Here is a 2,358-nt window from a genome sequence, read left to right as displayed (position 1 = left end):
GTCGAGGTCCGTCTTGACGATCTCGCTCGCCAGGGAGCCGAGGCTGCAGCCTTCCTGGTAGACGTGCTCGTAGCCGATGTAGAAATCCGCCCACGCCCGGAACGCATCGAGGCTGTCGAAGCGGGCGAATTGCTCGTCGCGGTGGAACGTGAGGACGCTCTCGGCCTGCCAGGCGATCACGGCCAGGACGAGACACTCCTTGGTCGGGAAGTAGTGGTTGAGCTGCGATCCGCTGATGCCGGCGGCGCGGCGCAGCTGCTCGTTGTTCGTGCCGTGGACGCCTTTGGCGTAGATGAGCTGCGCGGCGTGCTCCAGGATGCGGGCCCGCGTCGCCTGCCCTTTTTCGGTGAGCTTGTAGGGATCCCGAGCTTCTGTGGTGACTGTCATGCTTCCGAGAATACCGTGATTGGGCTTGACAGCCCAATCACTAACAGTGTTCACTCAGAACTGGGCCGACGAGCCCAAAAAACTCCCAGTACAAAACCCGGGCTGACGACGCCCGCCCACGAAAGGCCGATCCCCCCATGTCACGACTGAGCACCCCTTCCCCGGAAGACACCCCCGAGGCGTCGGAGCCCATCCTCGACAGCATCAGCGCACAGCTCGGCTTCGTCCCGAACATGTTCGCGACCCTCGCGTCGAACCCGACCGTCCTCGAGGTCGTCATGACCTTGCAGGGCACCTTGAGCCGGGTTCTGGACGCCAAGACGCGGCACACCATCGCGCTCGCCGTGTCGCAGGCCAACGACTGCGATTACTGCCTGGCGATGCACACGTACGTGTCGTCCGAATTCGGTGGCATGTCGAGCGACGACATCGACCTGGCCCGCGCCGGGAGCTCGATCGATCCCAAGCGCGCCGCGGTCGCCCGTTTCGCCCAGCAGGTGGTGGCCAGCCGCGGTCAGGTGAGCGACGCCGACCTGGCGGCCGTGCGAGGTGCCGGGTACAGCGACCCGCAGATCCTGGCGATCGTCACGGTGGCGGTGCAGGTCCTGCTGACCAACTTCATCAACAACGTCAACCAGACCGACATCGACATCCCCGCCGTCAGCCCGGCCGGTACACCGGGATAAGCGCCGGCGTCCTCGTCGAGGCGGCGCATTCAGCCGCTTGATCCGTCACTGTCTGCAACGATCACTCACGAAAGGTTCGATATGCCGGGCTCCGAACTCTACGAGCGATTCATGGCGCTGCACACCCGCGACGGCGGCTTCGTCATGCCGAACGCATGGGACGGCCTCTCGGCGCTGATGCTGGCCGATGCCGGCTTCGAGGCGATCGCGACATCGTCGGCGGCGCTCGCTGCCACGCTCGGCCGGTTCGACGGACGCCGCAGAGTCACCCGTGGTGAGCACCTCAAGCATGCGCGGCTGTTCGGTCAGCTCACCGGGCTGCCCGTCAACGGGGACTTCGAGGACGGCTACAGCCACGCGCCCGAAGACGTCGCGGCCACCGTGGAAGCCGCCGTGGCGTCCGGCCTGGCCGGCATCGGGATCGAGGACACCTCGGGCAATCCCGACCGGCCGATCCGCGACTTCGATGATGCGGTCAACTGTGTGCGCAGTGCCGTCAAGGCGGCCAAGGGACGCATCGTCGTCACCGGCCGCACCGACAACTTCATCCAGGGGCGGCCCGATCTCGACGACACCATCCGGCGTCTGACGGCCTTCGCCGAGGTCGGCGCGGATGTGCTCTACGCCCCCTACCCACCCGACCTCGGCGCCCTCACCGCGATCGTCACCGCCGTCGCGCCGACACCGGTCAACGTCCTCATCTCGCCGGCGGACAAGGTGCTGACCGTCGCCGAACTGCAAAAGGCCGGGGTCAAGCGCATCAGCCTGGGTCCAGCGCTCTACACCCACGCCATGCAGGCACTCCACCAGGCCACTCAGGCCCTCGTCGCGGGCGACCTCACCGCCGCGACGACAGGAATCGGCTTCGAGCGCGTCAGCGAACTGCTCGCCCTGGTCTGGCAGATCCCTCCAGGGCGGGCAGGCGCGGGGCTTTCCGACGATCGCCCAGGGACCGGCAGCGACCGGCCCCTCGCCACCCATGGGCTGGAGCTGCCGCCGTCAGCGGGGCGATCTGGTCCCCCAGCGCATCAGTGATCACCAACCGAACGGACATGCACGACTAGCTGTCCAGTCGGCCAGAGAGACACGCCCCAGCCCCTGCCAACTACCGCTCCCCACCCACTCATCGCAAGAAGGAAGCAGATCGGCATGAACCTCGACAAGCTGATGAGCAAGCACCTCACCAGGTATTTCGACCCCAGCAAGACCATTGCGGAGGACACCCTGCAGCAGCTGCTGCGGTTCCTGCGCTCCACGCCGTCATCGGTGAACGTACAGCCCAACC

General features: G+C 66.5%; 3 protein-coding genes. 2 read left to right on the top strand and 1 reads right to left on the bottom strand.

The features are described 5' to 3' along the window. Nucleotides 1–387: TetR/AcrR family transcriptional regulator (locus ADL25_RS08975; protein ID WP_159044902.1), on the bottom strand; the 387-nt coding region annotated here is incomplete at its 3' end. A 137-nt stretch (nt 388–524) separates the two neighbouring features. On the opposite strand from ADL25_RS08975, the gene ADL25_RS08970 reads away from it, so the two are divergent. Further along, complete coding sequence (locus ADL25_RS08970; protein ID WP_059127136.1) at nt 525–1,073, top strand: carboxymuconolactone decarboxylase family protein; 549 nt, start codon at nt 525–527, stop codon at nt 1,071–1,073. Nucleotides 1,074–1,154: 81 nt separating this feature from the next. Next, nucleotides 1,155–2,108: an isocitrate lyase/PEP mutase family protein gene (locus tag ADL25_RS08965; RefSeq protein WP_079050257.1), complete on the top strand. Its 954-nt coding sequence runs from the start codon at nt 1,155–1,157 to the stop codon at nt 2,106–2,108. The last annotated feature ends 250 nt before the right edge of the window (nt 2,109–2,358 follow it).

The sequence above is a fragment of the Streptomyces sp. NRRL F-5122 genome, from assembly GCF_001507435.1.
Taxonomy (GTDB): domain Bacteria; phylum Actinomycetota; class Actinomycetes; order Streptomycetales; family Streptomycetaceae; genus Streptomyces; species Streptomyces lannensis.
The sequence above is the reverse complement of the archived record's forward strand: the minus strand, read 5'-3'. Positions and strand labels throughout refer to the sequence as shown.

What these genes read in the sequence shown, in the direction of transcription:
- ADL25_RS08965 (WP_079050257.1), top strand. Translation starts at nt 1,155, where the DNA reads ATGCCGGGCTCCGAACTCTACGAGCGATTCATGGCGCTGCACACCCGC.
- ADL25_RS08970 (WP_059127136.1), top strand. Translation starts at nt 525, where the DNA reads ATGTCACGACTGAGCACCCCTTCCCCGGAAGACACCCCCGAGGCGTCG.